Raw genomic sequence first — 6,285 nt, 5'->3', positions numbered from 1 at the left:
TAGATACATATCCATCTTTTACTGCTGTGTAATCTGTGCCGGGTGAGCATTCTTCCAATAGTGCTTCTTCTCCACCTATCCAGTAATACTCTTCCTTTGAAGGCGATAGATACTTAACGATTTCTTCTTTAAAAGCTCCTCTTCCTTGCTTTGTAAGCAAAAATCCTTTTATTTTTTCTGTCGGAATTGTTGGAATGTTTACGTTAAGGAATGTCCCTTTTGGAAGGTTTTTAATAAGTAATGCTTTTACTATTTTAACAGCTACTTTTGACACATCTTCAAAGTTTGGATTCTTAGAAGAACCTACAGAAAAGGCTACAGATGGAATGCCAAAAAGTGTTCCTTCCCTTGCTGCTCCAACGGTTCCAGAATAAAAAACGTCATTACCTATATTTGGTCCAGTATTTATACCTGATACTAATAAATCCGGCTTTTGATTTTGAAGAATTACATTCAATCCAAGATGGACACAGTCGGCAGGTGTTCCATCTACGATACAGTAAAAATCTTCTTCAATTTTTTCTATTTTTAATGGTCTTGTAAATGTTAATGAATGGCTTGTTCCGGACATGTTTCTATCCGGAGCCACCGTAACTACTCTAAAATTTTCTTCTATCAATCTATTTCTTATTGCCTGTAATCCTTTTGACTGATAACCGTCATCATTTGTAAGAAAAACTATTTTTTTCACTATTTACTCCTTTTGTTCCTCGCTTACAAGTCGGAGCGACCCGATTCGAACGGGCGACCTCTGGCCCCCCATGCCAGTGCGCTACCACCTGCGCCACGCTCCGATTATTTATTTTGAATTAACTTTTTTCTTTAAAAGCTTGCCAGGTTTAAAAGTTATGCCAAGCCTGTCGGGAATCAACTTCTCTTCACCGGTTTTTGGATTCCTGCCGATTTTACTTTTTCTTTTTTTAATGACAAACGTCCCAAAGCCTGAAATCATCACTTTTTTTCCTTCATGTATATCATTTGTTAAATAGTCAGAGATTAAGTCAAATGTTTCATTTACGATAGTAGCTATCTCTTTTTTATCTAACGTTATTTTTTCATTTCTTGCTATTTTGTTAACTATGTCTGCTCTTTTCATCTCCTACCTCTCTACCATAGTATTTTTTATCTCTTTCATCTACAACTGTGTTGTTTTTACTCCAATATACCATCAAACCAACAATTACTAACGCTGCGATAATAAAAATTACAATTGCAAGTAAAAGCTCAAACGTTTCATTCATCCTAATCCCTCTTCTAAATAGCTATTTTTATATTTTACATAATTTTCAGCAGATTTTTCTAACCAAGCTATCTCTTCTTCTGTTAATTTTCTTACAAATTTAGCAGGAACTCCGGCCCACAAAGAGTAAGGCTCTATAACTTTACCGGGTGTGACCAATGCTCCTGCTGCAACTATTGAGTATTTTCCTACAATTACACCATCCATAACAGTTGCAGACATCCCAATTAAACAGTAATCTTCTATCGTGCAGGCATGAAGCATAACTTTATGACCTACTGTCACATTATTACCTATTATCGTTGGATATCTTTTATGGTCTACGTGAATAATAGTTCCGTCTTGGATATTTGTTCTTTCCCCGATTCTAATGTAATTAACATCACCTCTTATAACTACATTATACCAAATGCTTGAATCTTTGCCTATCTCAACATCTCCAATAATTACAGCATTTTCAGCAACAAAAACTGTTTGGTCTATCTTTGGATGGATTCCTTTGTATGGCTTAATGATTGCCACCTTTTTTCCTCCACTTTTTTATGAACTTAACACCAACAAAAAAATATAATCCTGTAAAGATTAACATAATAAATATTGCAGGTAAAAGTTTTACTATTTCCAAATACTACTCACCTTTATAAGTTGCTTTACCTGTTGCTGTTTCCCAGAGAGTGATCTGAACTACTTTTATATCTTCCTCAAGATTTGCTTCTTTAAGCTTCTGAACCAAATAATCATAGAAGTATTTAGCCAGTGCTTCAGCTGTTGGACAAAAATCAACTTCAGTAATCTTTAAGTCTTTAAAATACTCTTTAAATACTGGGTAAAGCGGGTCGTTTATGTCTATTATAAAAGAATGGTCAAATACGTTGTCTACTAAATCTTTCAAAGCATTCTTAATATGATAAAAATCCACCACAACATCCTGCTCGTTCAATGTATCAGAGCCAACGGTTACTTCAAGAATATAGCTGTGTCCGTGTAAATTTCTGCATTTGTTATCTGTACAAGCGTATCCTGAAAGGACTGCGGTTTTACCTTCTGCAAGATTTTGCTTCCAAACTCTATGCCCTGCTTCAAATCTAAATATCTTTGTTATTTCATACTTCATTTACTTCACCTCTGCTTTTTAAATATGTTTGTAATATTTCTGCTGCTTTTGGGTCGGTTTTAGCTTTTTCGATGAGAGATAAAATCACTTCAGCATCTGACCTTTCTTGAATTTTATCAACTTTTTCGCTAACTTCTTTTATTTCTCTACCGGTGTTTTTCTTATAGTTAAAAAGTAAGACCATGAAAACAACAAATATTCCAAAGGTTATAAATTGAAATAGATTTAACATAAAAAAAGATTTTTTAGTTTCTTTTTCAAAATTTGTTATTTGATTTTTAAGCTCTTCCTGATTCTTTTTTAGCTCTTCAATTTCTGTTAGAAAATACTCAATTAGTTTTTTATCTGTTTGTGATACGTTCTTAAGTTTTTCGATTTGACTTATTTTTTCTTCTAACTGTTTTTGTTTTTGATATAAAGCATTAACTTGCTGATTTACCTTTTGTAAGTCTTCGGCTTTTACGCCTTTATACTCAATTATTTTTGGCTCAATAGTTGTCTCGGCAAATAAATTGAAAGAGGTGAGAAGTAATAAAAATATCATCCCAAAGCCTGTAAATATTGAGTTTTTTTTGAAATTTTTATAATTCAATTTCATTAGCCTCAAAGACAGGGCCTTCATAGCATACTCTTACATATGTATCACTTTTAACATTCTTGACTACACAGCCAACACAGATACCAATTCCGCAAGCCATTCTACTTTCAAGGGATAGATAACATAACGCATTTTCTTCCTTGGCTATTTTTGCTACAGCTTTCATCATTCCTTTTGGACCGCAAACTATCAAAGGTGCATTTGGATTTGATTTTATAATATCTTTTAAATCCTGCGTGACTAATCCTTTTCTTCCAAAGCTTCCATCTTCCGTATAATATATTGGCTGGATTTGGTTTTCTTCATTCCATTTAATCATTGACAAATCTTCTTTTTTTCTTGCTCCGTAAATAGCTATAAACCTTTTATTATGCTTTTTTAACTGCTTTAAAAATAAACTTAAGCCAGCATAACCAATGCCACCACCTACAACGATATAATTATCATAATCTTCCGGAAATAGTCTGTTTCCAAGTGGTCCAAGGACGTTTATCGTCTCTCCTTCTCTCTTTTGAGAAATCGCCTGGGTTCCTTTTCCATAAACGTCATAGTAAACAGCTATAGTATCATCCTCCACGTCGGCTATGGCAAAGGCTCTTCTAAGTAACGGGTCGTAAAAATCTTGAGGTGTTGGCTTTATCATTACAAAATGAGCTGGCTTTACAAAACTTGCAATTTCTGGGGCTTTCAGCTTTAGTACGTAAGTTTTTCCGGAAATAAATCTGTTTTCTAATATTAAAGCTTCAACATCTTTTATCAAGACTTCACTCCAAGAAATTTTAATATTTGTTCAACATGACCTTTAGCTTTTACATTTTTCCAAGCTTTTTTAATACTGCCATCAGGTGAAATTATAAATGTAGACCTAATAACTCCTTCTGTCTCTTTGCCATACATTACTTTTTTGCCATAAGCTCCATACTGTTTCATGACTTCTTTGTTTTTATCAGATAAAAGAATAAAATTCAAACCATACTTTTCTTTAAATTTTTTATGACTTTCAATGCTGTCCGGGCTAACTCCAACGACTATAGCGTAATTTTGTAATATATTTAAATTATCTCTAAAATCACATGCTTCCGTTGTGCAACCGGGCGTGTCGTCCTTTGGATAAAAGTAAAGAATAATGTCTTTATCTTTTCCAAGATAATCTCTAAGACAAAAATTAATCTCATTTCCTTTTTCATCAATTCCTGGCAGGCAAAAATCTATAGCTTTTTCCATCTTTAATCCTCCTTAATCCATGGTTTATATTCAAAAATCTGCTTGTATGTATATGGACAATTTTCTGGAAAATCTTTTTCTGTTGGCAATCTTCCAAAAAACTTTTTAGCTAATTCTTCATTCTCCGGTTTTTGAAACCAATATACTAAATCTATCACTGCCCATTTCCAAGCTTTTTCAATATTTTCAACTGCTTTTTGTTTTAAAGATGGATATTCTAAAAAAAGTTTTTCTAAGCTCTTTCTTGCATGCAGTACGCTATTAATCCAGCCCTTACCTGAATATTCGTAAATTTTAAAATTATCAATCTTGTAAAGATGTTGTAAGATTATTGCCATGTAGCTTATTACACTCTCCAAATGCTTCCTTCCCAAATCTTCAATCTCCTCAAGAAGATTTTCCCAATCAACAGAGTCATATTCTCTTTCTTTTAAAAGCTGAAGATTCTCATTTACCCATCTATAATAATCTTTTTCATACAATTCCTTTAAAAAGTCTTTACTTATGCTTTGAGTAGCCATTATCAGACCTCTACTTGTATCTTTTTAACAATACGTCGGGTGAAAAATTCAACAAAAAATATGAGATTCTTCGCTTCGCTCAGAATGACATATAAGGTTGTCTTTTTCTCTAATGCTTATCAATCAACCTTTCTTTGTCATCCTGAGGCCGTAAGGCCGAAGGATCTCATTTTTAAATTCTATAAAAATTACTAATTTCTCACCCAAGGTATATTATCATACCTCTACTTATACCTTTTTAATAATTCTTCTTCTATATCAGATAATTTAACTCCGGCATCAACCAATGCAATCAACAGATGAAAAAGTAAATCGGATGTTTCATACACAATTTCATCTTTATTTTTATTTTTTAACGCTATAACAGCTTCTACTGCTTCTTCACCAACTTTTTGAATTATTTTATCACTTCCTTTTTTAAATAAAGATGCAACGTAAGAGCCTTCTGGCATAGTCTCTTTTCTTTCTTGAATCTTTTCATAGAGTTTATGAAGTATCTCAAAAGGAACCGGCTTGGAATCTTTTTCAAGATTTAGATTTCTATAAAAACAGCTTTCTTCTCCTGTATGGCATGCCGGACCTTCTTCTACAACAAGGTATATAATACTGTCTTCATCACAATCAACTTTTATATCCATGATTTTCTGATAATTTCCAGAAGTTTCGCCTTTTTTCCATAAAGCATTTCTTGAACGAGAAAAATAAGTTGCATATCCGGATTTTAATGTTTCTTCAATGGCTTCTTTATTTGCATATGCTTGCATTAATACTTTTCCGGTATAATAGTTTTGAGTAACAACCGGAATCAATCCATCATGATTAAACTTTAAATTGTCAAGGTTCAAAATTTATCTCCTGCTATGTAAGATGGTATAGTAATTATTATATCATTTCAACTTTTTGGAAGGAGTTAATGAAAGCAGGGCAAACAGTTTTATACTCATCTGAGAATGGCTGGTTTGATAAAAAAGGTTTTTATGTATTTGAAAAACCAATATTCAAGGTCGTTTACCATAATGACATTCTTAGGATAAATAAAAATGAAATAAAAACAAGAAGACCTTTACTGATTTTAGAAAAGCTTATAAAAAGGCATAATCTTTATGCATTGGGATTTATTGGTTATGACTTTAATAACCATATTCTAAATTCTAAAAGTTTAAAGAAAGATGATTTAGCTTTGCCAAAAATCCTTGTAAATTTATATAAAAAGTTTGAGTTTAAAGAGCGTTTAGATTTGCTATCTGAAAAATCAATAATCAAGCAGATAAAGTTTAACACAAGGAAATCTGAATTTATTCAAAAAGTAGAGAAAATAAAAGATTACATATCAAAAGGAGATATATACCAAGCCAATCTATCTCATAGAATTGATGTTTATGGAATTTTTTATCCTTTTAGCGTTTTTATGAATCTTGTGAAAAATCAGCCCACGCCTTACATGATGTTTATAAAAGATTTAAATTTTTCTCTTATTTCCGGCTCTATGGAGCTTTTTTTAGAAAAGAAAGGAAGAGAGATAATCACAAAGCCAATAAAAGGTACTATAAAAAGAGGTTTAAATGAGTTGGAAGATGAAGCATAAAAA

General features: G+C 32.3%; 11 protein-coding genes and 1 tRNA gene. 1 reads left to right on the top strand and 11 read right to left on the bottom strand.

Annotation, left to right across the window (positions count from 1 at the left end):
• The 11 genes from surE to hisIE form a co-directional block, all read right to left on the bottom strand.
• Positions 1–691: 5'/3'-nucleotidase SurE (gene surE, locus SULYE_RS05045; RefSeq protein WP_007547165.1), on the bottom strand; the 691-nt coding region annotated here is incomplete at its 3' end.
• Between the two features lie 30 nt (positions 692–721).
• Positions 722–794: transfer RNA gene (locus tag SULYE_RS05040), tRNA-Pro, on the bottom strand.
• Between the two features lie 5 nt (positions 795–799).
• Positions 800–1,096, bottom strand: coding sequence for an HU family DNA-binding protein (locus tag SULYE_RS05035; RefSeq protein WP_007547163.1), 297 nt, complete (start codon positions 1,094–1,096; stop codon positions 800–802).
• Positions 1,074–1,241, bottom strand: coding sequence for a hypothetical protein (locus SULYE_RS08375; protein ID WP_007547161.1), 168 nt, complete (start codon positions 1,239–1,241; stop codon positions 1,074–1,076). The genes SULYE_RS05035 and SULYE_RS08375 overlap by 23 nt, the downstream gene beginning before the upstream one ends.
• Positions 1,238–1,762: a gamma carbonic anhydrase family protein gene (locus SULYE_RS05030; RefSeq protein WP_007547159.1), complete on the bottom strand. Its 525-nt coding sequence runs from the start codon at positions 1,760–1,762 to the stop codon at positions 1,238–1,240. Before SULYE_RS05030 ends, SULYE_RS08375 begins: the two co-directional genes overlap by 4 nt.
• Positions 1,763–1,868: 106 nt before the next feature.
• On the bottom strand, positions 1,869–2,354 hold the full coding sequence (locus SULYE_RS05025; RefSeq protein WP_007547156.1) for a 6-pyruvoyl trahydropterin synthase family protein: 486 nt from the start codon (positions 2,352–2,354) through the stop codon (positions 1,869–1,871).
• Positions 2,344–2,952, bottom strand: coding sequence for a coiled-coil domain-containing protein (locus SULYE_RS05020; protein WP_007547154.1), 609 nt, complete (start codon positions 2,950–2,952; stop codon positions 2,344–2,346). Before SULYE_RS05020 ends, SULYE_RS05025 begins: the two co-directional genes overlap by 11 nt.
• Entirely contained in the window at positions 2,936–3,712 is a 777-nt protein-coding gene (locus SULYE_RS05015) for a dihydroorotate dehydrogenase electron transfer subunit (protein WP_007547152.1), read from the bottom strand. The genes SULYE_RS05020 and SULYE_RS05015 overlap by 17 nt, the downstream gene beginning before the upstream one ends.
• Positions 3,709–4,176, bottom strand: a complete 468-nt coding sequence (locus SULYE_RS05010; protein WP_007547150.1) for a peroxiredoxin — start codon at positions 4,174–4,176, stop codon at positions 3,709–3,711. Before SULYE_RS05010 ends, SULYE_RS05015 begins: the two co-directional genes overlap by 4 nt.
• A gap of 2 nt (positions 4,177–4,178) precedes the next feature.
• Positions 4,179–4,697 (bottom strand): DUF29 domain-containing protein, encoded by a 519-nt coding sequence (locus SULYE_RS05005; protein ID WP_007547149.1) that lies wholly within the window; start codon positions 4,695–4,697, stop codon positions 4,179–4,181.
• A 224-nt stretch (positions 4,698–4,921) separates the two neighbouring features.
• The gene (hisIE, locus tag SULYE_RS05000; protein WP_007547147.1) at positions 4,922–5,542 is read right to left on the bottom strand and encodes a bifunctional phosphoribosyl-AMP cyclohydrolase/phosphoribosyl-ATP diphosphatase HisIE; all 621 of its coding nucleotides are present in this window, start codon (positions 5,540–5,542) and stop codon (positions 4,922–4,924) included.
• 68 nt (positions 5,543–5,610) lie between these two features.
• Between hisIE and SULYE_RS04995 the strand changes: the two genes are divergently transcribed.
• The gene (locus SULYE_RS04995; protein ID WP_007547145.1) at positions 5,611–6,282 is read left to right on the top strand and encodes a chorismate-binding protein; all 672 of its coding nucleotides are present in this window, start codon (positions 5,611–5,613) and stop codon (positions 6,280–6,282) included.
• The last annotated feature ends 3 nt before the right edge of the window (positions 6,283–6,285 follow it).

The sequence above is a fragment of the Sulfurihydrogenibium yellowstonense SS-5 genome, assembly GCF_000173615.1.
Classification (GTDB): Bacteria; Aquificota; Aquificia; order Aquificales; family Hydrogenothermaceae; genus Sulfurihydrogenibium; species Sulfurihydrogenibium yellowstonense.
Note: the sequence above shows the minus strand (reverse complement) of the source record. Positions and strands in the feature narration are given on the sequence as shown.